This window comes from Streptomyces sp. NPDC005799, from assembly GCF_040630525.1.
Taxonomy (GTDB): Bacteria; Actinomycetota; Actinomycetes; order Streptomycetales; family Streptomycetaceae; genus Streptomyces; species Streptomyces griseorubiginosus_B.
Map to the genome: position 1 here is coordinate 98,140 of NZ_JBEXXQ010000006.1, position 22,545 is coordinate 120,684.

Here is a 22,545-nt window from a genome sequence, read left to right on the forward strand (position 1 = left end):
TGGCGCACACCTGGCCGGACATGTCGACGTGTGCGCGCTGGACCCCCGCTGCCGGGCCCCAGGACTTAGCCCCGCCATATGTTGTCGAACGCGGCATTCTCGATATCCCGCCGCAGTCGTGCGGCCTCCAACTCGGTCACGGTGTCTGCGACGACGGACAGCACCGTCGCGACCGCGTCCCCGAGCGGGTGTTCGGGGTCCGGTGCCGGGTCCTCCTCCCCGACTCCGGTCACCGAAGCCAGGAGGCTTGTGAGGACGGGCTCGCCGGAAGCCCTTCTGCGTTCGGCGGCGCGGCGTGCCGGTGAGTCGGCCGGCCCGGAGCGCCCGGACCGGTGCCCCCCGCCGTGGCCCGCCGGGTGGCTGATCGCCCCGTCCCGTTTCAGGTCGCCGACGTAGACGGCGGCGAGTTCGCTGCCGCGCCGCCACAGCCAGGCGGCCACCGTCTCGTACGGGGGGCGCCGGACGAGCGCGTCGACGGCCTGGTCCAGCAGTCGGTCGCCCGTCGCCGTCCGCGGGCCCGGGACCATGCTGTCGCCGTCCAGGGTCAGCGCCCCGCTCTCCAGCAGGTCGACGGCCTCGGCCCCAGCCAGCGCGAGCGACAGGTCCCCCTGTTCCACGGGCGAGTCGGGCGGCAGACTCAGGACGACGAGTGTGAGATCGCGTGCGGTGGTCATGAGTCGCGCCTCGTCTCCAGCAGGCGCAGCCACACCTCGCTGATGGTGGGGAAGGCCGGTACCGCGTGCCACAGCCGCTCGATCGGCACCTCACCCGTGATGGCGACGGTCGCCGAGTACAGCAGTTCGCCGACGCCCGGCCCGGCGAAGGTGGCGCCGACGACGACCTGACGCTCCTGGTCGACGAGGATCCGGGCCGTGCCGCGGTAGCCGGGGCGGTACTGATGGGCGCCCGCGAGGTGGCCCAACTCGTAGTCGACGATCTCGACGGCGCGGCCGGTGCGTGCGGCCTCGGCGGCGGTCAGCCCGACGGTGGCGATTTCGGGGTCGGTGAAGACGACCCCTGGGACGGCCTCGACGTCGGCCGTACCGCTGTGCGGGGCCCAGCGGCCGGTGTCGAGTTCCTCGCCGCGCGCTCGGGCGGCGATCACGGCCCCGGCGACGCGGGCCTGGTACTTGCCCTGGTGGGTGAAGAGCGCCCGGCGGTTGACGTCACCGACGGCGTACAGCCAGTTCCCGGGGACGTCGGTGACGGTGAGGCTGTCGTCCACGGCGATCCAGCCGCCGGTGGCCAGTCCCAGGGTGTCCAGCCCGATGTCGTCCGAGCGCGGGGCCCGGCCGGTGGCGAACAGGATCTCGTCGACGGTGAGTTCAGCGCCGTCCGACAGGGTGGCCCGGACCGCTCCGTCGTCCAGCCGCTCGGCCGCCACGACGGAGACGTCGAAACGCACGTCCGCGCCGACCTCCCGCAGCCGCTCGGTGACAAGTTCGCCCGCGAAGGGCTCCATCCGCGGCAGCAGCCCGTCCTCACTGGCGAGCAGCGTGACCCGGCTACCCAGCGCCTGCCAGGCGGTGGCCATCTCGACGCCCACCACACCGGCGCCGACCACGGCGAGCCGTGGCGGCGCCTGCTGGGCGGCGGTCGCCTCCCGGCTGGTCCAGGGTCGCAGATCCTCGATGCCGGGCAGCGGGGGCAAGGCCGCCCGACTGCCGGTGCACACGGCCACCGCGTGCCGCGCCCGCAGGCGCACAGTGTCCCCCTCGGGGGTCGACACGGTCACCTCGCGCTCCGCCGCCAGGCGTCCGTGGCCGCGCAGCAGCTCGATGCCGGCCGACCTGAGCCACTCGACCTGGCCGTCGTCCTTCCAGTCGGCGGACATGCGGTCGCGGTGGGCCAGGACGGCCTTGGTGTCCAGCGGGTTCCCGACGGCGGGGTCGAGGCCCGGCACGTGCATGGCGTCGGCGCGAAGCAGGGCGGGGCGCAGGAGTGCCTTGCTGGGTTCGCAGGCCCAGTACGAGCACTCGCCGCCGACCAATTCGCTCTCCACGATCACGGTGCTCAGGCCCGCGGCGGCGGTGCGGTCCGCCACGTTCTCGCCGACCGGGCCCGCGCCGATCACGATGACGTCGTAGGTGCGGGTGTTCTCGGTCGTCATGGGTCCTCCGGTGGATTGATTGCGGCCGTAGGGCGGCGCGGCGGCGGACGGCCGCCGGTGGGGCGCGTGTCGGGGCAGGGCGAGTGTGAGGGTGGGGCGGGTATGCGATTCCCGGCGCTGCGGGGAGGCAGCTGCGCCGGGAACCGGTCTCAGCGGCCGGGCGCGCGCTCGGTGACCTCCTGTAGGAACCACTCGTTGCCGTCGAGGTCCTTGAAGGAGGCGAATGTGCCGTAGCTGGCGCGCTCAGGGTGCGCCCCCGGGACGCGGTGGGTCCCGCCGGCGTGGTGGAAGGCACCGGTCTCGTCGCGGAACGGTCCTTCGACCTCCACCCCGCGCGAGGTCAGCTCCTCCTGGGCCTTGAGGATGTCGGTGACGGTCAGCTGGAGGCCGTGCAGTGTGCCCGCCTCCTGCCGGGTGAGGCCCTGGCCGAAGATGATGGAGCACTCGGAGCCGGGCGGGGTCACCTGCACGATGCGGTAGCCGTCGTCGATCGGGAAGTCGGCGTCGAGACGCCAGCCGAGTCGCTCCACGTAGAAGCCCTTGGCCCGGTCCACGTCGGACACCGGCAGAATGACGACTTCGAGTTTCATGTCCATGGCGGTTTTCTCGCTTTCAATGGTTCGTTAGTCGGTTGGTGAGTTCGGCTACGGCTTGTTCGGCTGGGGCATGTGGCTCAGCCTCGGTCATGGGTCACACGTTTCGCATCAGTCACCTGACGGTGTGTTCCGGCGGAACTGCGGTTCCGGGAGCCTTGAGGAGTCTTCATTGATTCGTTACCGGTGCCCTCGACACCCGGTCACCGTCAGATACGTGTGAAGAGTGGGTGCCCGCCCTTCGGCGGGGCCTTCGACCGATCACGGAAGGACAGATCTTGAGGAAACTGTTTCCCACCTCCCGCGCCGGACGCGCACTGACGGTGGGTGCCGTGCTCCTTTCCGCCGGCGCGGTTCTCGCGCCGACCGGAACGGCTGCGGCGAGCACGGCCACGGAGAGCAGGGGCGGGACGGACTACGTCGCTCTCGGCGACTCATACGCCTCCGCTCCGCTCGTGCCGACCCAGGTCGACGCGGCCTGCCTGCGCTCAAGCCAGAACTACCCCTCGCTGGTCGCGGGGTCGCGGGGCGCGAAGCTCACGGACGTCAGCTGCTCGGGTGCCACCACCGCCGACATGACGTCTACTCAGACCGACGGTGTGCCGGCCCAGCTCGACGCTCTCGACCGGGGTACCGACCTGGTCACCGTCACCATCGGCGGCAACGACATCGGCTTCTCGACCGTGCTGGGCACCTGCGCCCAGCTCACGGCCACCGCCCCGGTGGGCACCCCCTGCCAGACCCACTACACGGGCACCGGATCGGACCTGGTCTCGGACGCGATCGACCGGTCCGCGCCGAAGGTCGCACAGGTGCTGCGCGACATCCACCGCCGCGCGCCGCACGCCCAAGTCGTCGTCGTCGGCTACCCCGACCTCTTCCCCGACGACGGGGTGGGCTGCACCAGCAAGACTGTGCCGCTGGCCATGGGCGACTTCGCCTGGGTCCGCGACAAGGAGAAGGAACTGAACGCGATGCTGGCCCGCCAGGCCCGCAAGCACGGCGCGCGGTATGTGAACACGTACACGCCGACCATCGGTCACGACCTCTGCAAGCCGACCGGCGAGCGCTGGATCGAGAGCTTCGCGCCAGAGACGCCGGCCGCGCCGGTGCACCCCAACGCCACGGGTGAGAGCGCGATGGCCATCGCCGTCGAGAGCACGCTCGCTCGTCACACCTGGCACCGTTGACCTACTCGTAGGTCGGAGCGCCGATGCTCCGGGCCGGTCCGGCATGATCCCCATGCCGGACCGGCCTTTTTGCGGGCCCACGGCAATTTCCTCCCCTTCTCCGCTCATCTGCTCATTCGCTCAGACGAAGCTGTACGGGCCGGGACCGTAGCCCGAGAACACCGCGCTCTGCGCCCAGTTCCACACATGTGTGTCGGTGGGCCAGTCCGGCTCCGCGGTGTCCCCCACCTGCGGAGACGGTGGCTCAAACGGCGACGGCTGCGGTGACGGGGACGTCTGAGGTCCGGTCCGGGAGGGGGCGAGGCCGCTCGGTGTGACGTGCTCGGGTGTGCGTCGTCAAGGCCATGTCCTGCCCTCGCTCTCCGGATTGCGGTGCGGGTGTGAAGGAGGTGGCGGGTCCCGTGCCGAGGGGGGCGAGCACGGGACCCGCAGTCAGGGTGTTTCTGGTCAGGCCGCGGCAGTGGCGTTGATGGTCACCGGCACGTTGTCGCGGGTGGCCTTGGAGTACGGGCAGATCTGGTGGGCGGCCTGCGCCAGTTCCTGCGCGGTGGCCTGGTCGACGCCGCCGAGGACGGGGCTGAGGACCGCGGAGAGCGAGAATTCGCCGTCGTCGCCGTGGGTGAGGGTGATCTCGGCCGTGATGGTGGTGCTGGTCAGCCGGACCTTGCGGAGGGTTGCGGCACGGCGGAGCGCGCCCAGGAAGCACGCGGCCCAGCCGGCGGCGAGGAGCTGCTCGGGGTTGGTCGCGGCGCCTGAGCCGCCCAACTCCTTCGGGAGAGCGAGGCTCGTCTCCAGCAGACCGTCGGAGGAGCGCACGTGACCGCCGTTCCTGCCCTCTCCGTCGACGTCCACAACGGCCGTGTAGCTGACTGCCATGACTGATGCTCCCCATCTGGATCGAATGCTCTTCGGCCACCTCCCACCGGACACTCTTCCTATCACCGGTTGAGGCGGTGACGAAATCATGGCAGCCGCATGCATCACCCGTCAAGGTGGTGATTTCAAGTCTTCCGCCGGCCCCTCCGCCGGCGCTCGCCGCCACCTGGGCCGGGCACCGCCGTATCGCCCCTACGACATGTCCGACGCGCGCCACGAACGCCACGTGTGCCACGTGTTTCCCGTGACATGCGCCCCGCGGTCCTGGTGATCCAACGGCGTCCCGACCGGTCCGCCGCCTTCCCCGAGACCCCTCAACCGTCCAACACCGAGCGCAGGTTGACCATCACTGCACCCAACTCCGCGGACCGGCCCGTCACCTTCGACCTGGCCCCCCGCACCGCACCGGGGCCCCGGTGCGGCTCGCGACAGCAGGCGCCCGGGGCATCCTGCAGGTGCACTTCGACCCAGTCCCTGGCCCCGCTGACGCCCGGACGGCGGCCACTCCCCGCTTGCCGGTCGTCAGCATCGCGGCGGGCACCAGAACACCCGTCCTGCGACGACTTCCCCACACCCCCCATGAGCCGCTGACACGTCCAGCTGCAAGAAGTCACCGTCCGAGGCTGGTCATGAGGTACCGCATGTCGCTGACCATGGCTCGCTGGAAAGTGGTCGGGTTGGGCAGGTCGGGCGGGTTGTCGAACGTGGAGTCGTCACCTGCGCTTTCGTAGTACTGACCGATGGAAAGGCTTATCGAGAACACCGCCCCGCCCGCCAGGACCCTGAGTTCGCAGTGGCCGGCGTCCTTGACGATAAAGAAGGCCTGGTGCCCGAGACCGGGCAGGGACCGCACGTCGACGGACGGCACGATGCCCAGGTCGGTCACTCGCTTCTGCGCCTCGAACTCGGTACCGGGGTCGGTCTTCTTGTGCAGCGCGACCGTGACGCCCACGGTGTAGTTCCTGTGCCAGTGGTCCTCGCTCATGGTCTGTTCGCTCGTGTCGAGAGGTATGGAGCACTGGACCTGGTCGAGAGCGCGGCTCCGCAGGAGGCCCGAACTGGTCACGTAGTCGGCGTCTCTCGGTGTGATCGCGGTTTCCAGCGAGGGCAGCCGCATGGTGCGGCACGGGTCACGGGTGAGCCGGTAGCCCAATGCGTCGGGCTTGTGGCCGCCCAGGTCCAGCAGGCCCACCGCCGCTGTCCAGAGCGCCGATGCCGCGACCGCCCCGCCCAGGGCCCACACCCACGGCGGCCTCCGCCGAGGGCGTCGCTCTCCGGCCTCCCGTATGCGGTCACCCACGACCTCACGGGAGTCCAGGGGGCCGAATTCCTCTGTCATCTCCGGCTCGGAAATCACTTCGTGCTCCCTCGGCAGTGCGTGTCCAGTGTGGAGACACCCATGGTTAACACAAAGTCGACTGCTACCTGAAATGAGACGGCGAGCGGCGCGATGTGCCATGGGTAGACTGCCGAACGCAGACACATGTGTGACATCCGGGATCCGATGAGCATGTGTGTTCGCCTCGGCGGCAGTGGCCGCTCCGCATCCGCTTCACGCTGCCCGCGTGCCTCCGGCCGTCGCATCATGAACTGTGAGGACTGTATGACCGACATCCCCGCGGGAGACGCGGTAATCGAACGTGGCGCCGGCCGGGACCGTGGCGAGGCCGGTCCCGGTGCCACCGCCCCGCTCACCGTCTTCCCCGGCGGTGAACGCCTGCATCTGGTGCACACGGGGAGCAGGCCACCGCTGTGGCTCACGCGGCTCGCCGACCGGCTCGGTCCCACCCGGCCGAACGAGGCCGTGGTCCTGGTCGGCGCACCTGTGGGCGCGGGCGGTGCGGAAGGGCTGTGCGGGTTGCTGGCCCCGGTCCTGGAGGCCGACCGGGACGCTCATGTACGCCTGTTGACGCTGGTGATGTCCGAGGGGGCCGACGAGTCCGAGGGACACCCGTCGGCGGCCCGGCTGATCTGCGAACGGTGGCGGTATGACGTCCTGGCCACCGCCGGGGCCGCGCTGGTGACCGCGGACGGAGCCCTCTTCTCCCCCTCTGCCCCGGGCGCGTCCGGGGGTTGGTGGCACTTCTCACCGGGCGCTCCCGCCCGCCGGGTGAGCTGTCATCTGCCGGTTCCGGGCTGGGAGGCAGCCATGCGGCGGATGGGCCGGCAGTCCTTGGCCGGACACGTCGTCGAGCCCGTGGCGGCCGGGCTCGCCATACGGCCCGTGGGCCCGATGTCACCCGCGACCCGGGCCCGGCTGGACGCCGTACCGCCGGAGCCCGACCGGCCGCACCTGCTCCTCACCTCGCCGGACATCCCCGCCGCCGCACTCGCGGTGGTGATGGCGGCACTCCCGGAGCAGGTGCGCGACGCGCTGCGGCTGGTGTCCCTGGCCGGGTGCCCGATAGGCCGGGCCGCCCAGGAGGTGGCGGACCTGCTGGGCTGCGATGTCCAGGAGGCGGTGGGAGCGCCGGTGGTGAGCCACGCGGATCTCGCTGACGGTGTCGCGGCCGGCGATGCCGCCGTGGACCAGTACCTGCTCGACTCCGCCGGCCGTCCGGCCTGGCGGCCCTTCGCCCGGACCATGGTCCACGCGCCGGGCGGCCGGCCGGCGCGTGTGACCCAGTGGCGGGTCCCGCCGGTCCTGAGCGGGGGCGCCGAGCCCGACGCGCTGCCGCTCGGGCGGTACTGGAAGGCGGCCGTGACCCCCGCCGGGCTGTGGATCGGCCCCCGTGACACCGAGCCCCCGTTCCTCGCCACCGCCCGCCCCGCCCAAGCGGACACGGTCGCACTCGACCTCGGCGTGCCGCACCGGGCGGCCGACGCCGCTCCGTGGGAGTGGGATTCCCTCTGGCCCGAACTGGACACGCTGTTCGGCCAGTTGGAGCCCGAGGTGTGCGTGCGTGCCGTGCTCCACGCCCACGGCGCCCTCGGCGCACGGGACCGGCAGCAACTGCACGAACTGACCATCCGGCACGGGCTGTCGCAGTCAGCCCCCACGGCGTCCGGCCTGCCGGTGCCCGTCATCGGCCGGGGCATCGGCTCCAAACCCGTCTCGGGCTAGGGCCGGATCCGGCGACCGTTCCCCCAACCGGCCGCCCTGCCCGAACCGGACGCCGCAGGCGTCGGTCAGGGGACCGCCCGACGACGGGCTCTGTGCTCGTCAGCCGCCCAGGAGCCGCAAGGCCGGCTCGGAGAGGTAGTAGAAGCCGAGATACGACGTCTCGAGGGGCGGGGCGTCGACGGCGAAGGCCGCGTCCCGCGACACGGACGCAGGGCTGCCGGACAGTCGCAGGCACTGGGTCACTGCGAGAACCTCACCCTCATGCCGCCACACCCGGGCGTGCTTCCCGGGTCCCCAGCCCTCCTCGAACGGCGTGAGCACCGGGAAGAGGACCTGCATCATCTGGTGCAGCAGCTCGTCGACAGCGTCATACGTGGAGGCGAGCATCGCGCCGTTGACGCACATCCGGTCCTCGTCCCGGCCCGCGACGGTCGTGGGCAACGAGGCGGGCCCCAGCACGTAGCACCCCCGGAGGGAATCGCCGGCCCCCGCGGTCCCGCCTTCGAGCCACGCGGCGGCTTCCAGGAACAGGGCGGCCATGGGTTTGTCCGCCCAGATCGCCCAGGGCGTTGCGGCTTCGCCGACCTCGGCGTCCAGCCTCGACAGGAGTGTTGCCCGCAACTGCGGAGTCACGGTTGCGTACGGCAGACAGCTCTGGGCCAGGACGGCGGAGTGGAGCACGCTCCACACCACGTTCAGGCCCATCCGAATCTCCTCCGGACAGCCTTCCGACAGCGCGTGCCCGCGCGGTGTCCCTTCGCCCTCTTCACCCGAGATACCCATCCGATCCTCCATGCTCGTAGGTCACATCCCCCCATACATAGACCGACGCGGCGGCCTGCCCGGTTCACGGCTGAGGCAGGTATCTGTCGCACAACCTCGTTGTCGCGACCGATTCATAACTGCTACGTTTCGCGACGTTCGAGAAACACACTAAGCGCGGCAGATGTCTCGATGCGCATCGGGGACGGCATGAGTGACAAGGAAACGTTCGGCCGGCTGCTGCGTGAGGCGCGGCAGCGGGCCCTGCTGACGCTGGAGGCGCTCGCCGGAGCGTCCGGTGTGAGTGTGCGGGCCATCAGCGACATGGAGCGCGGCAGGAGCCTGCCCCGCCAGACCACGCTGAGCGAGTTGCTGGACGCCCTGGAGCCCACCAAGGAGGACCGGCACCTGCTGGTGCGGGCCGCGACGGGCGATGTGCACAAGGTGCCCCGGCAGTTGCCGCCCGATCTGGCCGTCTTCCGTGGCCGCGAGGAGGCCGTGCGGACCGTTCGCGCTCTCACCGAGCAGGGCGCCGGGCACGGTGGTCGGGCCGTCATCGCGGCCATCGGGGGCATGGCCGGCGTGGGCAAGACGACCCTCGCCGTGCACTGGGCGCACCAGGTCGCGGACCGTTACCCGGACGGACAGCTGTATGTGAACCTGCGCGGGTTCGAGGAGACCGGGCGGCCCCTGGACCCGGGGGAGGCTCTCGGCGGATTCCTGACCGCGCTGGGGGTGCCCAGCGCCGAGCTGCCGGCGGACACGCAGGAGCGTGCGGCGCTGTTCCGGCGGCGGACGGCGTCCCGGCGGCTGGTCGTCTTGCTGGACAACGCCCGTGACGAGGAGCAGGTCCGGCCGCTGCTGCCCACCGCCTCGGGCTGCTTCACCCTCGTGACCTCCCGCAACCGGCTGTCGGGACTGGCGGCGGCCGAGGGCTCCAACCTGGTCGGTCTGGACGTGTGGGATGAGGGCGACGCGCTGGCCGCGCTGGGCGCGCGCATCGGTGAGGAGCGGTGCCGGTCCGAGCCCGGGGCGGCGGCCGAACTGGTCCGGCTGTGCGGGTACCTGCCGCTGGCCGTCGCTGTGGTCGGCGCCCAGCTGAGCGCCGCACCCGGGATGCGTCTTCGAGTCGCCCTGGATGAGCTCCGGGAGGCACGGCTCGACGTCCTGTCGACCGGTGACACGCGCGCCGACGTCCGGGCTGTCTTCTCGTGGTCGTGTCGCGCGCTGACCGAGGAGACGGCCCGCTTCTTCCGGTTCCTGGCCCTTCATCCGGGGCCGTCGGCGTCCGCAGAGGCCGCCGCCTCCCTGGCCGGGGTGGACATGGCGTCGGCCCGGCTGCGGCTGCGGGAGCTGACCGCCGCGAGTCTGCTCTCCCACGACGCCCTCGGACACCATGTCCTGCACGACCTGGTCCGTGCCTACGGCGTGGAACTCGTCGAGCAGTGCGGTGACGACCGACTGGCCGCCGAGACCCGTCTCCTGGACTACCTGCGCCACAACGCCTACGCAGCGGGGCTGTTCGTCTCCAGGGTCAAGGCCGACCCGCCCGGTCCCGCGGCCGAGGGGGTGGCGTACGTCCGGATGGCAGGCCGTGAGGAGGCCCTGGACTGGTACCGGCGGGAATCGGCAGCCACCACTGCCGCGCTGCGCCGTATCGAAGACCCCCGGCTGCTGCGCCGGCGCGTCGATCTCGCGCTCGAATGGGTCGGCTACAACGTCGTGACGGGCCGCTGGACGGAGGAGATAGCCGCGGGACGCATCGCCCTCGACGCCGCTCTCACCCTCGACGATCCCGTCGCCATTGTGCAGAGCAGCGCGAACCTCGTGCGCGCGCTGGTGGAGACCGGCAGCCACGGGGAAGCGGACGAGCCGGCGGCCATGATGATCCGGCACATGCACCGGCTTCCCCCGGCGCGCCGGGTCCGCGCCGAGCAGAACCTCAACTGGCTGCGTTTCTCGCAGAAGCGCCCCCACGAAGGCCTTCGGCACGCGCGCAACGCGCTCGCGCTCTGCCGGGAGCACGGCCTGCGGGACAAGATCCCGGTCGCTCTGGTGGGACTCGGAGCCGTTCTCGACGAGGTGGGCGACCATCTGGGGGCGATATCTGTGGCGGAGGAGGCGCTCCCCTTGCTCCGTGCGGCCGGTGACCGTCGCACCGAAGGGGTGGCTCTGGCAAATCTCGGCCAGGCGCGGCAGAACCTCGGCGATCTCGCCGCGGCCGTCGGCAACTACGAGAGCGCGCTGCGGCTGTTCGAAGCGGTCCTGGACACCTACGGCCAGGCCGAGGTGTGGGACCAGATCGCGTCCGCGCAACTGCAGCAGGGGTCGGTGGAAGGGGCCCGTGCGAGCTGGACCCGGTCGGCCGACCTGTTCGACGGCCTGCGGGTGGCACGCGCCGACCTCATCCGGGCCAGGCCGAACGGCCTGCCGCACCGGGCGGACCCCTCCGGCGCACCCGACGGGCGGTGAAGAGACCTACGACAGCCCAGGATCCTGGTTCGTGGTGTGCTCCGAGAGCTTGCCCAATTGGGCCAGCCAGAGTTCGTTCAGGCGCTCGGCCCAGGAACGGGAGAGGGTGTCGAGAGGCCGGGGGACATCGGCGCGGACGGCGTTCTCCACCACGATCTCCGTGCTGCCGCTCTCGGTCTCCGTGAGCAGCCAGGCCTGGTAGAGCATCACGCCTCCGCCGATGCCCAGCCAGCCGATCCGGCGGGGAGGCACGTGCTCCCCGACGAAGACCTCGAAGCGGTGCCCCGCCCAGACCACCTCGAAGGTCTGCGTCAGGGTGCCCGTGCTGACCTCCTCGCAGCCGGGCACCCAGTTCGGCCAGTTCGCCACGTCCGTGAGCAGGGTGAAGGACCGCTCCGGCGGGCCGGGCACGACAGCCTGCGCCCGGTGGAAGCTGTGGGCGTCGGCGGGCGAGAAACCGGAGGGCCAGTGGATGTCCGGATGGTGGTCCGAGGTGTCGTACATCCGCGTTCTCTTTCGTGCTGCTTGTTCGACTTTCGGGTGGGCCGACGTCGGTGCCGACGGTACGACAGTCTCAGGGCGTTCCCCGACCAGTGTGCGGGCGGACCGGTCCGGGCGCATACGTCATCTGACTGGCCGGTCCGGGATGGAGTTCGAGGGCGCCAGGGCGTCACGGAGGGCGGCACGGGAGTCGACGCCGAGTTCCGGATAGATCGGGTACAGGTGCGTTCCGATCGTGGGGTGCGAGAGGAACAGCCGCTCGGCGATCTGCTCGTTGGTCAGCCCGGTCGCCGCCAGGTTCGCGGTCTGCCTCTCCTGAGCCGTCAGCAGCCTCGCCGTCGGGCGTCGCCAGGGCATCGCATGCCAGGTCCAGTACCCGCACAGGCGGGGCGGGAGCCGGGCTGTGGCGGAGGCCCGGGAAGCCGTGTGTCCCACGCCCCTGCCGTCGCCGTTCACTCCCGACCGTCAGATGACTGATGTGTCCGGTTTCCCCACGGGCCAGAGTGTGTATCGCCGATGCCGTTCCCGGAGACGGGGCGGCCTCGGGTCCGCTGTCCGCACCCGACGAAACGCCCATCGCCACCTGATTGACAGGTGACCGGTACCGCGCGAGAGCCATCACGCCCATGAGCCGCGCGGTGCCCCACAGTGCCGAAGTGCGCGGGGGATGTCACGGACGCGGGCCGGTCACCGAAACGCACGAGAGGGTTTCACATGATCAACAGGCGCACCTTCAGCAAGGCCGTCGGCCTGGGCACCGGCGCGGCGGCGGTCTCGCTGTCCGGCTTCCAGGCCGGTGCCTTCGCCTCGACCGCGACGCACACGCCGGGCGGCATCGCCGCTCCCGTGGTGCCCGCCGTCACCCCCGGCACCCACACGGAGTTCAGCACGGTCAAGCACGTGAAGGCCGGCGTCCTGGACATCGGTTACGCCGAGGCGGGGCCCGCGCACGGCCCGGTCGTCCTCCTGCTGCACGGCTGGCCCTACGACATCCACAGCTTCGTCGACGTCGCCCCGCTCCTCGCCGACCAGGGTTACCGCGTCCTCGTCCCGTACCTGCGCGGCCACGGCAGCACCCGCTTCCTGTCCGGCCACACCTCGCGCAACGCCGAGCAGTCCGCCATCGCGCTGGACATCATCGCCTTCATGGACGCCCTCAAGATCCAGAAGGCGATCCTCGCCGGATTCGACTGGGGCTCGCGCACCGCCGACATCATCGCCGCCCTGTGGCCGGAGCGTGTCAAGGCGCTCGTCTCCACCAGCGGCTACCTGATCACCAACGTCAAGGCGCAGCTAGAACCCGCCGCCCCGGCCGTGGAGCACAACTGGTGGTACCAATGGTATTTTGCCAGCGACCGCGGCAAGAAGGCCATGGAGAACGAGGACCAGCGCATCGCGCTGTGCCGCTACGTGTGGACGCTCGTCTCACCCAACTGGAACTTCGACGACGCCACCTTCGAGCGCACCTCCCAGGCCTTCAAGAACCCCGACTACGCGGCCATCGTCCTCTACAACTACCGCTGGCGCATCGGACTCATCGCAGGCGAACGCCGCTACGACCGCTACGAGAAGCAGCTCGCCGCGCAGCCCCCCATCCACGTGCCCACCATCACCCTCGACGCGGCTCTCGACCCCTTCACCCCGGCCGGCGACGGCGCGGCCTACCGCGACCACTTCACCGGCCCGTACCAGCACCGGACCATCGCGAACATCGGCCACAACCTGCCGCAGGAGGCGCCCACCACCTTCGCGCAGGCCGTGGTCGACGCCGATCGCCTCTGAGATTCCCCAGCCGCCGGGCCGGCGTCCCGCCTGCCGGCCAGACCACTCACAGGAGAGGTCCCAGATGAGCGAAGTCCTGTGGAACCGTCTGACGGTCACAGAACTGCGCGCCCTCGCGGCGCGGAACACGGGGGTGGTGGTGACCCCATCGATCTCAGTCGGGCTCTCCGAGCACCACATGGCGCTCGGCGGCACCCTCACGATCAGCCTGCCCACCCTGCACGCGCTGCTGCGTGACGTGTGCCGTTCCATGATCCGGGTGGGTTTCTCCCGCATCCTGATCGTCAACGGGCACGGCGGGAACATGACCGCCCTCAACACCCTCACGACCGAACTACCGTGGAACTGGCGACACCGATCGCGTTCACCAGCTACTTCGGCGTCGGGCGTGAGCCGTCCATGATGATGGCCGCCTATCCCGAGCTGATTCGCACCGAGCATCTGAGCCACGCGCACGGGCCGCGGGCGACGCCCGGATGGCGAGTCCGGAGAAGGGCGAGCGACCCCGATCGGCCCCCACCTGGCACATGTGCGGGAGGAGCCCGCCAACACCCGCACGCTCATTCGTCACCATCTTGACAGGTGACGAACGGCGTGACAGGTTAATCACCAGTCAAGGCGGTGACGCGAGTCCGGTCGGGTCGCCCACCCTGTTTTGGAACTTCTGTAAACACATGTGAGAGAGGTCTGTCGTGGTGAGCATCAAGGATGGCCGCAAGCGGCTGGTGACAGGTGTGGTCTCGACGCTCACGGCGGGACTCGCCCTCGGCGCGTTCGCTCTGAGCGGCACCGCCAGCGGCGCGACGAACACCGCCGAGGCGGCCAGACACACCAAGCCGACCGTCGTCCTGGAGCATGGCGCCTTCGCCGACGGCTCCAGCTGGAACGGCGTCATCGCCGACCTGCGCGCCGACGGCTACCCGGTCGTCGCCGCCGCCAACCCGCTGCGCGGCCCCGCTTCCGACGCAGCCGCCCTGCGCACGGTCCTCGACCACGTCAAGGGCCCGAAGATCCTCGTCGGCCACTCCTACGGCGGCAACGTCATCAGCGAGGCCGCCACCAACGACTCCCAGGTCAAGGCGCTGGTCTACGTCGCGGCCTTCCTACCCGCCCCGGGCGAGAGCGCCCTGGAGCTGACCAACAAGTACCCCGGTTCCACCCTCCCCGACGCTCTCGACCCGGTCACCTACCAGCAGGCCGACGGCACCACCGCCACCGACCTGTACATCCAACAGGCCAAGTTCCACCACCAGTTCGCCGCCGACGTCCCCGCAGACCAGGCCGCCCTGATGGCCGCGGAACAGCGCCCCATCGCCCAGGCCGCCCTGACCGAGAAGGCCACCACCGCGGCCTGGAAGACCATCCCGAGCTGGGACATCGTCACCACCCAGGACCTCAACATCCCGGCCGCCGTCCAGCGCTTCATGGCCAAGCGCGCCCACGCCCACACCACGGAGGTCGCCGCCTCCCACTCGGTCGCCGTCTCCCATCCCCACTTGGTGGCCGACGTGATTGAGCGGGCCGCCCACGCCACCGTCCGCTGACGCTCCCGGAGGGCGGCTGGACACCCGCTCCCGCCGCCCTCGGGGCACGCCACGGACATCGCCCGGCACACCTCACGGTGTGCGGTTCGCCGGAGAATGGACGCCATGACCTCACACGTCGACCCTAGTGCGCTCGGGAAGTTCCTCAAGGCCCGCCGAGCCCAGCTGGATCCGGAGGAGTGTGGTCTGCACGGCACCCACACCACACGCAAGGTCGCCGGACTGCGCCGCGAGGAGGTCGCCCACCTCGCCGCGATCAGCGTCGACTACTACACCCGGCTCGAACAGGGCCGCGTCCGCGCCTCCGCCCCCGTCCTCGCCACCCTCGTCCGCGCCCTGCGCCTGGACGACGACCAACAGAGCTACCTCTACGAACTCGCCGGGCGCACCGACGACCGCCCGCACCGGCGCCGGCCGGCCCAGCAGGTACGGCCTGCCATGCGTCGGCTGCTGGACCAGCTAGCCCGGACACCCGCGCTCGTACTCGGCGCTCGCCTGGACATCCTGGCCTGGAACCCGGCCGCCGCGGCCCTCTACACCGACTTCGCCGCGATCCCGGCCGACCGGCGCAACTACCTGCTGCTGATGTTCACCGACCCCGCGATCCGGGGGATGCACCAGGAGTGGGAGCACGACGCCCGGGACGCCGTCGCCGCGCTGCGCATGGAGGCCGCCGCCGACCCTGCCGACCCGGACCTGGACCGCCTCGTCACCGAACTGTCCGCGAAGGATGCGGACTTCCGCACATGGTGGGCCGAACACCGAGTCAACAGCGCGACGTACGGGACCAAGCACTACCGTCACCCGCTGGTCGGTGACCTCACCCTCGACTGCGACACCTGGTCGGGCTCCGACGGCTCCGGACAACGGCTCATGGTCCTCACCACCGAGACCGGCACCCCTTCCCACGACGCCCTGCGCGTCCTCACCGCCTGGACCGCCGAGCCGGTGAACCCGCGCGCCGTCCCCTCTCGTGATCCCAGAGAAGTATGAGAAGACGTGCCACATGCTGGCATACGACATCCTGGACAGCGGGCCCGGTCTGATCCTCCTGCCCGGCATCGGGGGCTCCGCCGCCGACACCTGGGAGGCACTGGTCTCCGGCCTTGCGGCACACACACCGTCGTGCTCGCCCACCTCCCCGGATCGGGGCGCGGCCCGCCGGTCGACTGGCCGCGGACGCCCTGGCCGACCGGGTGATGGCCACGGCGCACGACGCCGGGCTGCGGGACTTCGTGATCGCCGGGACCCCGCTCGATGCCATCCTCGCCGTCAAGGTCGCCGCCCGCCACGCCGACCTGGTCCGCAGCCTGTTCGCCCTCTCCGGCCTCGCCCAGCCCCGCACCGCGCTGTGGCTCAACCTGGAGATGTGGGCGTCGCTGCACGCCCGCCGCAACACGTTCCTGACCTCGCTGCCCTTCTCCGGGGACCATCTGCGATGACCTCGGCGGCCCCCGTCCCACGGGCGCCCCAGTAGGCGTGGACAGCCCGACACGCACCGATACGGCCTCGGAAGCTCGCCAAAAGGCGTATAGCCGGACCGCCGTGGAGGCGGGCTGCACCACCGCCTCGGCGCGGCTCCGATCCGCCTGAGGGACAGCGCCGCGCCCGAGGAGCCGTTCAACCGCCTCCTGTCACAACTCCTCGTCCTCGCCCACCCGTTCCCGTGCCAACCGCTCCTCCAGGCTCCACGCCCGAGTGAGCGCCGCGTCGGCGTCCGGCGCGGGACGCGTGGTCACCTCGATCAGCTGGGCGAGGAGCCGAGCGAGACGGCCGTCTCCGACGTAGGTCAGGGCGACGCTCCCGTCCAGGGGGGTCTCGCGAACCCGGACCGGGGTGAACAGTCCATCGCCGGCACAGGCCACCAGCAGGCGGGCCGCGAGGGTCCGCTCCACGGACCGGGCGGGCCGATCTTGGACGACTGGGAGAGCGGCTATCACATGTGACATGGGAATCGATGGCCTTCGGACGGCCCGCCCTCGCCGGAACCGTCCGACCGGCTACGGCGACGGACCGCGTGCGGCGCACGTCCTGAAGTAGGGTGCGGCGCGGCTCCGGTTCTGTTCGCGGGCCGGTGTAGGTTTCCACCAGAATACGTGTCTCATTGGGGCCAGCACACCGGCCCCGGTGAGACACGTGTCTGTTACATCGACCCGGCCCGGAGCAGCAGGGCAGGCCCACGGCATGACCACCGTAGAGACCGGAGAGACCGGAACATCGATGAGATCGGACGCACGCTCCAACCGGCTGCGCATCCTCGAAGCAGCGGCTGAGGTGCTCGCCCTTCCCGGCGACACCTCGCTGAAGTCCATAGCGCGCAGAGCGGGTGTGGGGCAGGGCACGCTCTACCGCCACTTCCCCAGCCGCGAGTCCCTGGTGCTCCAGGTGTACGGCGAGGAGGTGGAGGAGCTGACGACCGCCGTGCCCGCCCTTCTGAGCACCTTGTGCCCGTCGCTCGCTCTGCGGGCCTGGCTGGGGCGCCTCGTGGAACTCGGCAGGTGCACACCGGAGTTCGCGAGCGCCGTGCACGGAGCCACGGGAACACCGACAGAGCTGTGCCGTCAGGCCCATCAGCCGCTGCTGGACGCCCTGACGGCGCTGGTGGACGCCAACGAGGCGGCCGGGACCATCGCGGCGGGTACCACCGCGACCGACATACTCCTGCTGGTCGGCCCCTTGTGGCGGGTCGGCACGGACGAGGGCGACGAGGAGGAACGTGCCCGGCGCGCAAGGCTCTTCGACGTGCTCATGCGGGGGTTGTGCCCCTTGGGGTGAACTCCGCCGGGTGTCCGGGACGTTGTGCCGGTGTGGTCAGTCATCCGCCTCTGTCGCGGACGCCGGACACCTCGCCCCCGGTCATGCCGGGACGTCTCGGGCACAGCAGGCTGCCGCAACCCCGGCGTACGTCGCGGACAACCAGTTCCTGGGCCGGGTCGAAGTCGGCAACATGGTTCACGGCCGGTGTGTACCTGTACGGCCTGAGCCTCGGCGATCATGAGATCACCAACTACCTGCACGGGCGCTTCTGTTCCCGCCGTCATGGTGACCCAGTTCCTGTCCCCCACCGACCGGGCACTGCGTCCCTGGGACACCGTGCTGATCGCGGTGAACGCGCTGTTCGTCGGTGCGGCCACCACGGCCGACCTGCCTTTCGGAAAGGCGGAGTTCGAACCGTTCGCCAACCGATGATCCGCTGCCACGCCGTCGCGTACGGCGCCGGGATGCTGTCCACTGTCGTGGTGAAAGCCCGGTGGCCACACCCTCGCCTCAGTAGACGTCCTCGGCGGGGAAGAGCGTAAGCAGCCGTACGATCTCCACGTAGAGCCAGGTCAGGGTCAGGGTGACACCGAACGCGGCCACCCAGGCCTGCCCCCGGGAGGCTCCGAAGTCGATAGCGTCTTCGACCTTGCGGAAGTGCAGGGACAGCATGGGCGTCGCGAGGACGACACCCACGAGCCCCATGAAGACACCGAGTCCCACAGGGCGCAGGCCCAGACCGTCGGCGCCCAGGTCAGGCAGCAGGAGCCAGTCCGCGAGAGCGAGGTGGCTCAGGGCCAGCAGCCCGGCGCCGACCAAGGGCCGGAACCGACGGCCGGCCCGGATCCAGTGCAGCCTGTGGGCGAGGAGGGAGCCGGCGGAGGCGGCCATGGACCCGAGCACGGTCTGGACGAGCAGGCCCGGGGCGGCGTGGTGGGCGACCGTGCCGGAGAACACGCCCAGGAACACGCCCTGGAACGCGGCGAACGTCAGGCTCAGGGCCGGCGAGGGCCGGTTCCTCCGGCACTGGAGCACCAGCAGCGTGGCCGCGACGAGTGCGGCGCCCGCGACGGCGCCGCAGGCCGCTCCCGTGGCGAGGGGGACGGCGGCCAGCAGGGCCCACGACAGTGCCGCGGCCAATGCCGTCGCCGTGAGCCCCGCTGCCGCGCGGTGCACCACGTCGTCCATCGTCATCAGGTCGGCGACGAGCAGGGGCAGCGGCGCGGGACCGTCGCCGTACAGCGGATCGGTGTCCTGACCTGGGCCGGTCCGGCCCCACGGGACGACGATCCCCGCCCCCTGATCCATGACCACCGTCTTCTGTCCGCCCCGGCGCCTGAACTGCGGCCGGGAGAGTACCGGGTTGCTGCTCGTCAGCGAATGCTGCTGCTCGACCGGTGTCACGCCAGTTCCTCTTCTCCATGTCGGACGTACCGTCGTCCGGGGCCCTTACCAGCACCCGCGAAGTGGCGTCCCCGGTGTGCGTGTGCGTGGTTCCGGGTGTCGGCCGCTGCCAGCCTCCACCACCGGACAAACTGCGCGCATCAGTCATTCGACGGCGCTGTCCGCAGGGGTGTGTGGCCCGCGACGGACAGTCACGGCAGTTCGAAGCCGAGCTCCCGGGCACATGTGTCTCCAGGAGCGGGATCAGGCGGGCATGACGTTGTGGTTGAAGCGGAAGACGTTGTCCGGGTCGTGACGCCTCTTCACCTCGGCGAGCCGGTCGTAGGCTTGCGGGCCGTACACGGCGCGCATACCCGCGGCGTCGGTCGCCTCGTCGGGTGAGAGGAAGTTCGCCATGCCCCGCCCGGCCGCCCAGGGCATCAGTCCGTCCACGACCCGGTCCAGCCCGGTCCTGAGCCGTTCGGCGTCGGCCGGGTCGCCCGCCGCGAACGCGAAGACGACGTACGGAAGTCCCCGGCTGGAGACGGAGTTGGGGAACTCGGGTGCCCGGTCGAGAGCGCCGCCGAGTGCCCGGATCTCGACGTTCGCCAGGGTGCAGCCCGAGTCGGCGCCGGTCAACTCCACCAGCGTGCGGGCCGTCTTCGCGGAGAACTCCTCCAGGCAGACGCTGCGGTCGAAGTAGGGCATCGGGTCGACCGGGTCCATGTGGATCTCCCCGATGGCGGTGAAGGGCTTCTCCCCTACCAGGTCGAGCAGGGCCGGTGCGGCGGCCCGCAGCGGGGCAACGAGTTCGGCGCCGTCTGCCGCCGACCCGAGGTGACCGACCCGCAGGTGGACGACGAAGGCACCGCGCAGCGGCTCGGGCAGCGCGGGTATGTCGGGCAGCCGCTGGATGCCCAGGGACGAGGTCGTGTCCTCCCCCACCGTCGGCAGCCACGCGCGCCAGGCGTCCAGCACCCGCTCCAGGTGCTCACCGGCGAAGTAGACGCCGCCGCCGTAGAAGCGCGAGACCGGGAACACCGCGAACTCCATGCCGGTCACCACGGCGAAGTTGCCCTTGCAGCCGAGCAGCGCCCAGAACAGGTCCGGGTCGCCATGCGGCGTCACCCGGCGCGGTTCACCGTCCGCCATGACCACGTCCAGCCACCGGACGTGGTCGGCGGCGTAGCCGTGGGTACGGCCCAGCAGGGGGCTCTGCCCGCCGCCCAGTGTGTAGCCGACGACGCCGACCTCCGGCGCGGAGCCGGCCACCGGGGCGAGGCCGAACTCCGCCGCGCGCGGCAGCACCTCGCTCCAGCGCACGCCCGCCTCGACCCGCACGGTGCGATTCTGCGCGTCGACGGATATGCCCTTCATCCGCTGAGTCGTGATCAGCAACCCGTCCTCGGCCCCGGACACCACCTGGTGGGCAGCGGACTTCACCGCGACCGGCAGCCCGTGGGCCGCGGCGAACCTGACCGCCTCGCGGACGTCCTCCTGGCGAGCCGCGCCGACCACGACAGCCGGGCGCAGTCCGCAGACCAGGTTGAACGTGGCGCACTCCGCCGCGTAGCCCGCCGCTCCCGGCTCCAGGACGGGTCCCTGCACGGCGTGCCGCAACACGGCGATGTCCTCCGGCCGCAGGTTCACACCTGTCACGTTGGGTACGTTCGCACTCATCCTGATCACAACCTCACTCGCACACGGCGCCGAAACCTGACGTCACTGACACGAGACGGACGCCGCCCACGTTCACATCGACATGTCGAACGTCACATGTTTCTTGAATCAGCCATTCCGTCTTTCATGAAGATAGGTATCACACACACGTGTGCTACTCGAATCGTTGATACGGTTGATTCCGAACCGATGATTCACCTTGGAACACGAAGAACGGATCACTATGTCTTCTCAGCATCCCGACCACGACATCGTCATCGTCGGTGGCGGCTCGGCCGGCTGTGTGCTCGCCGCGCGTCTCACCGAGGACGGCACCACCCGCGTGCTGCTGCTGGAGGCCGGTTCGGCCACGCTGCCGGAAGCCGTGGCCTACCCGCCGGCCTGGCCCTCGCTCGCGGCCTCGGAAGCCGGCTGGGGTGACAGGACCGTGGTCCAGGAGGCCTCCGGCGCCCCGGTGCCGCTCCCCCGCGGCAAGGGCCTGGGCGGCTCGTCCGCCATCAACGCCATGGTCTTCGCCCGCGGCCACCGCACCAGCTACGACGCCTGGAGCGTCCACGGCGCCAAGGGCTGGACCTACGACGACCTGCTCCCCTACTTCCAGCGCACCGAGACCGCCACCAGCGGCGCCCCCGGCCGCGGCACCGCAGGACCGCTCACCGTCGGCCCGGCCGCCCAGCCCAACGAGGTCCTGCTCGCCTGCCTCGACGGCGCGGTCGAGACCGGGCACCGCCGGGCCGTCGACATCAGCGGCGGCCTGGAGGAGGGCTTCGCCCCGGTCGACCTCAACGTCGTCGCCGGACGCCGCCAGAGCGCGGCCGACGCCTACCTCGCCCCCGCCCTCGACCGCCCCAACCTCGACGTGGTCACCGGGGCGACCGCCCACCGGCTGATCTTCGAGGGCACGCGCTGCGTGGGCGTGGAGTACGGCATCGACGGCCGGACCCAGACCGCGAGGGCGGCGACGGAGGTGGTCCTCACGGCGGGGACCATCGGATCCGCGTCGATCCTCCAGCGTTCCGGGATCGGCTCCGAGGACGACCTGGGGGCTGCCGGGGTCGACGTCTTCCACCGGCTGCCCGGCGTGGGCCGCAACCTGCACGACCACCCGCGCGCCAACCTCGTCTACCAGGTCCAGCGCCCGGTGCCCACACCGCGCAACAACCACGGCGAGATCCTCGGGCTCCTGCGCAGCACTCCGGACACGGACGGGCCGGACGTACAGATCATCTTCATCGACATCCCGCTGCCCAACGCGGTCGCCCCCGTGCAAAACGGCTTCACCATCGGCATCTCGCCGATGCGTCCGGTCAGCCGCGGCTCCCTCCGGATCGGCTCGGCCGACCCGTACGCGCCGCCGGTGATCGATCCCCGGTACTTCACCGCGGAGGAGGACGTACGCGCGGTGCTGTCCGGCATCACCACGGCCCGCCGGATCGCCTGGTCCAGCGCGCTCGCCGAATGGGGGATCGAGGAGATCAGCCCCGGGCTCTCCGCGGTGGACGAGAAGTCGCTGGCCGAGCACGCCCGCCGGTACTTCGGCTCCTACTGCCACCCTGTGGGCACCTGCCTCATGGGCGAGGACGAGATGTCCGTCGTCGACTCCGAACTGCGGGTGCACGGACTGGACGGCCTGCGTGTCGCCGACGGCTCCGTCATCCCCGCCATCCCCTCCAACAACACCAACGCCACCGTGTACGCCATCGCCGAGCGGGCCGCCGATCTGCTGCGCCGTTCCTGATCCGGCCGCATCCGGCCCCGCTCGCGGCGCGGGTGGCCGGAATCCTCTCCCGGCCGGACGGCAGTCCGGCCGGGAGCCGGCGAAACCCGCTCA

General features: G+C 70.9%; 22 protein-coding genes and 1 pseudogene. 11 read left to right on the forward strand and 12 right to left on the reverse strand.

Annotation, left to right across the window (positions count from 1 at the left end; translation table 11 throughout):
- Positions 1 to 65: 65 nt before the first annotated feature.
- The 3 genes from ABZ453_RS08105 to ABZ453_RS08115 form a co-directional block, all read right to left on the reverse strand.
- Positions 66 to 674, reverse strand: coding sequence for a GPP34 family phosphoprotein (locus ABZ453_RS08105; RefSeq protein WP_359012754.1), 609 nt, complete (start codon positions 672 to 674; stop codon positions 66 to 68).
- On the reverse strand, positions 671 to 2,110 hold the full coding sequence (locus ABZ453_RS08110) for an NAD(P)/FAD-dependent oxidoreductase (protein ID WP_359012756.1): 1,440 nt from the start codon (positions 2,108 to 2,110) through the stop codon (positions 671 to 673). The genes ABZ453_RS08105 and ABZ453_RS08110 overlap by 4 nt, the downstream gene beginning before the upstream one ends.
- 149 nt (positions 2,111 to 2,259) lie before the next feature.
- Positions 2,260 to 2,706 (reverse strand): VOC family protein, encoded by a 447-nt coding sequence (locus ABZ453_RS08115; protein WP_359012758.1) that lies wholly within the window; start codon positions 2,704 to 2,706, stop codon positions 2,260 to 2,262.
- Between the two features lie 320 nt (positions 2,707 to 3,026).
- Here ABZ453_RS08115 and ABZ453_RS08120 point away from each other — a divergent pair, with 320 nt between their 5' ends.
- Positions 3,027 to 3,893, forward strand: coding sequence for an SGNH/GDSL hydrolase family protein (locus ABZ453_RS08120; protein ID WP_359012997.1), 867 nt, complete (start codon positions 3,027 to 3,029; stop codon positions 3,891 to 3,893).
- A 447-nt stretch (positions 3,894 to 4,340) separates the two neighbouring features.
- Here ABZ453_RS08120 and ABZ453_RS08125 read toward each other — a convergent pair whose 3' ends face one another.
- Both ABZ453_RS08125 and ABZ453_RS08130 read right to left on the reverse strand, forming a co-directional pair.
- The gene (locus ABZ453_RS08125) at positions 4,341 to 4,769 is read right to left on the reverse strand and encodes an organic hydroperoxide resistance protein (protein WP_359012760.1); all 429 of its coding nucleotides are present in this window, start codon (positions 4,767 to 4,769) and stop codon (positions 4,341 to 4,343) included.
- A 610-nt stretch (positions 4,770 to 5,379) separates the two neighbouring features.
- The gene (locus ABZ453_RS08130) at positions 5,380 to 6,108 is read right to left on the reverse strand and encodes a hypothetical protein (protein ID WP_359012762.1); all 729 of its coding nucleotides are present in this window, start codon (positions 6,106 to 6,108) and stop codon (positions 5,380 to 5,382) included.
- Between the two features lie 264 nt (positions 6,109 to 6,372).
- Between ABZ453_RS08130 and ABZ453_RS08135 the strand changes: the two genes are divergently transcribed.
- Entirely contained in the window at positions 6,373 to 7,833 is a 1,461-nt protein-coding gene (locus ABZ453_RS08135) for a hypothetical protein (protein WP_359012764.1), read from the forward strand.
- Positions 7,834 to 7,932: 99 nt separating this feature from the next.
- Here the strand turns inward: ABZ453_RS08135 and ABZ453_RS08140 are convergent, their stop codons facing one another.
- On the reverse strand, positions 7,933 to 8,538 hold the full coding sequence (locus ABZ453_RS08140; protein WP_359012766.1) for a hypothetical protein: 606 nt from the start codon (positions 8,536 to 8,538) through the stop codon (positions 7,933 to 7,935).
- Positions 8,539 to 8,805: 267 nt separating this feature from the next.
- Here ABZ453_RS08140 and ABZ453_RS08145 point away from each other — a divergent pair, with 267 nt between their 5' ends.
- On the forward strand, positions 8,806 to 11,067 hold the full coding sequence (locus ABZ453_RS08145; RefSeq protein ID WP_359012768.1) for a helix-turn-helix domain-containing protein: 2,262 nt from the start codon (positions 8,806 to 8,808) through the stop codon (positions 11,065 to 11,067).
- Between the two features lie 6 nt (positions 11,068 to 11,073).
- Here the strand turns inward: ABZ453_RS08145 and ABZ453_RS08150 are convergent, their stop codons facing one another.
- On the reverse strand, positions 11,074 to 11,571 hold the full coding sequence (locus ABZ453_RS08150) for an SRPBCC family protein (RefSeq protein ID WP_359012770.1): 498 nt from the start codon (positions 11,569 to 11,571) through the stop codon (positions 11,074 to 11,076).
- Between the two features lie 120 nt (positions 11,572 to 11,691).
- Positions 11,692 to 11,895, reverse strand: a pseudogene (locus ABZ453_RS08155) (helix-turn-helix transcriptional regulator); the annotation flags it as partial.
- Positions 11,896 to 12,282: 387 nt separating this feature from the next.
- On the opposite strand from ABZ453_RS08155, the gene ABZ453_RS08160 reads away from it, so the two are divergent.
- From ABZ453_RS08160 to ABZ453_RS08180, 5 genes are all read left to right on the forward strand, one after another.
- On the forward strand, positions 12,283 to 13,350 hold the full coding sequence (locus tag ABZ453_RS08160) for an alpha/beta hydrolase (RefSeq protein ID WP_359012772.1): 1,068 nt from the start codon (positions 12,283 to 12,285) through the stop codon (positions 13,348 to 13,350).
- Between the two features lie 64 nt (positions 13,351 to 13,414).
- On the forward strand, positions 13,415 to 13,753 hold the full coding sequence (locus ABZ453_RS08165) for a creatininase family protein (RefSeq protein WP_359012774.1): 339 nt from the start codon (positions 13,415 to 13,417) through the stop codon (positions 13,751 to 13,753).
- A 289-nt stretch (positions 13,754 to 14,042) separates the two neighbouring features.
- A complete protein-coding gene (locus ABZ453_RS08170; protein ID WP_359012776.1) occupies positions 14,043 to 14,894 on the forward strand; it encodes an alpha/beta hydrolase in 852 nt (283 codons plus the stop codon).
- 105 nt (positions 14,895 to 14,999) lie between these two features.
- The gene (locus ABZ453_RS08175) at positions 15,000 to 15,887 is read left to right on the forward strand and encodes a helix-turn-helix domain-containing protein (protein WP_359012778.1); all 888 of its coding nucleotides are present in this window, start codon (positions 15,000 to 15,002) and stop codon (positions 15,885 to 15,887) included.
- Positions 15,888 to 16,000: 113 nt separating this feature from the next.
- A complete protein-coding gene (locus tag ABZ453_RS08180; protein WP_359012780.1) occupies positions 16,001 to 16,336 on the forward strand; it encodes a hypothetical protein in 336 nt (111 codons plus the stop codon).
- Positions 16,337 to 16,528: 192 nt separating this feature from the next.
- Here ABZ453_RS08180 and ABZ453_RS08185 read toward each other — a convergent pair whose 3' ends face one another.
- Positions 16,529 to 16,789: a hypothetical protein gene (locus tag ABZ453_RS08185; protein ID WP_359012782.1), complete on the reverse strand. Its 261-nt coding sequence runs from the start codon at positions 16,787 to 16,789 to the stop codon at positions 16,529 to 16,531.
- Between the two features lie 325 nt (positions 16,790 to 17,114).
- Here ABZ453_RS08185 and ABZ453_RS08190 point away from each other — a divergent pair, with 325 nt between their 5' ends.
- Positions 17,115 to 17,669 (forward strand): TetR/AcrR family transcriptional regulator, encoded by a 555-nt coding sequence (locus tag ABZ453_RS08190; RefSeq protein ID WP_359012784.1) that lies wholly within the window; start codon positions 17,115 to 17,117, stop codon positions 17,667 to 17,669.
- A 40-nt stretch (positions 17,670 to 17,709) separates the two neighbouring features.
- Here ABZ453_RS08190 and ABZ453_RS08195 read toward each other — a convergent pair whose 3' ends face one another.
- The gene (locus tag ABZ453_RS08195; protein ID WP_359012786.1) at positions 17,710 to 17,850 is read right to left on the reverse strand and encodes a hypothetical protein; all 141 of its coding nucleotides are present in this window, start codon (positions 17,848 to 17,850) and stop codon (positions 17,710 to 17,712) included.
- Between the two features lie 38 nt (positions 17,851 to 17,888).
- Between ABZ453_RS08195 and ABZ453_RS08200 the strand changes: the two genes are divergently transcribed.
- Positions 17,889 to 18,083 (forward strand): hypothetical protein, encoded by a 195-nt coding sequence (locus ABZ453_RS08200; RefSeq protein ID WP_359012787.1) that lies wholly within the window; start codon positions 17,889 to 17,891, stop codon positions 18,081 to 18,083.
- A gap of 78 nt (positions 18,084 to 18,161) precedes the next feature.
- Here the strand turns inward: ABZ453_RS08200 and ABZ453_RS08205 are convergent, their stop codons facing one another.
- The gene (locus ABZ453_RS08205) at positions 18,162 to 19,055 is read right to left on the reverse strand and encodes a Bax inhibitor-1/YccA family protein (RefSeq protein ID WP_359012789.1); all 894 of its coding nucleotides are present in this window, start codon (positions 19,053 to 19,055) and stop codon (positions 18,162 to 18,164) included.
- Between the two features lie 243 nt (positions 19,056 to 19,298).
- The gene (locus tag ABZ453_RS08210; protein ID WP_359012791.1) at positions 19,299 to 20,693 is read right to left on the reverse strand and encodes an FAD-binding oxidoreductase; all 1,395 of its coding nucleotides are present in this window, start codon (positions 20,691 to 20,693) and stop codon (positions 19,299 to 19,301) included.
- Between the two features lie 244 nt (positions 20,694 to 20,937).
- On the opposite strand from ABZ453_RS08210, the gene ABZ453_RS08215 reads away from it, so the two are divergent.
- Positions 20,938 to 22,452: a GMC family oxidoreductase N-terminal domain-containing protein gene (locus tag ABZ453_RS08215; RefSeq protein WP_359012793.1), complete on the forward strand. Its 1,515-nt coding sequence runs from the start codon at positions 20,938 to 20,940 to the stop codon at positions 22,450 to 22,452.
- The last annotated feature ends 93 nt before the right edge of the window (positions 22,453 to 22,545 follow it).